This is a genomic window from Endozoicomonas sp. SESOKO2, from assembly GCF_024606245.1.
GTDB lineage: Bacteria > Pseudomonadota > Gammaproteobacteria > Pseudomonadales > Endozoicomonadaceae > Endozoicomonas_A.
Genome location: NZ_JAHHPQ010000552.1, coordinates 1 through 1,054, shown reverse-complemented (window position 1 = coordinate 1,054; position 1,054 = coordinate 1). Strand labels below are relative to the sequence as shown.

The window sequence follows — 1,054 nt, the reverse complement described above, 5'->3', positions numbered from 1 at the left end:
GATCTTAATGGCATTGGGTCTTGCCATGTTTGTTGGTCAAGGCAGTTATTCCAGTCACAGCAAAGAGCGTTATGAGCTGATCTACGACAGTAGTGTTATGGGTCTGAATATTGGTGCTCCTGTTACGCTGCGGGGGGTCAAAATTGGAGAAGTCACAGAGATTCGCACCCAGCTGTATGTTGACAAGGAAGAGTTATTAAACACGGTGTTTATCGATATTTATCCGGACATGGTGATCGGTAAGGGAGGAAAAATTCCTGAAGATATCGTGAAACAGCTGGTGGCCCGGGGGCTGGCCGCCAAGCTGAAAACCCAGATGCTTCTGACAGGGTCGTTGTACATTGAAGTGGACTTCTATAAAGCCAGCTCTCGAACGATTCCTGTCTCTACCCAATATCCACAGCTCCCGACGGTGCCCACAGATTTTGAAACCATTACCCAGGATCTGGACAAAATGAATCTACCTGCGCTGATCACTGATCTGAAAAGCATTGCTCACAACCTGAATACCATCAGTGGCAGTCAGGCATTTCAGCAGATGCCAGCGAACCTCAATAAGGCTTTTGTTCAGTTTGGGGCCATGTCAGAGGGTATGGCCAAAAGTATGTCAGACATCAGGGATGAATTTGTCCCTATGGCTGAGAGCATGAACCAGATGTCTCAGGCTATTGAAAAAGAACTGCCAAAAACGCTTGGCAAGGTGAACGAGGTATTGTCGACAGTAGAAGCTACGCTAAAAACGGTGGAGCAAACGACGGTGGAACTGAGTGATACCATGGCGCCTGACTCGCCACTGATGTATCAGCTGGATCGCAGCAGTAAAGACATCAGTCGCTCGGCGGATGCTGTCAGGGAGTTGGCAGAGTTGTTGGAAGAACAGCCGGGATCAGTGCTGTTGGGCAGAGATACAGGTGAGTAATGTCATGAAGAATAACGTTAAATGGTTCTTGCCTCTGCTTGCCGTTCTTCTTTTGTCGGCCTGTGCGAGTCGTGTCACGCCTTTTCAGTACTTCACCCTGAAACCTGCGGTCGAAGATAAACCCGATCACAGTTC

The 1,054-nt window shown here is 48.6% G+C and carries 1 protein-coding gene; it reads left to right on the top strand.

Going from position 1 to position 1,054, the window contains the following annotated elements; translation table 11 throughout:
* On the top strand, window positions 1-919 hold a 919-nt coding region (locus KDK17_RS13465), incomplete at its 5' end, for an MlaD family protein (RefSeq protein ID WP_257288268.1).
* Window positions 920-1,054 lie beyond the last annotated feature (135 nt).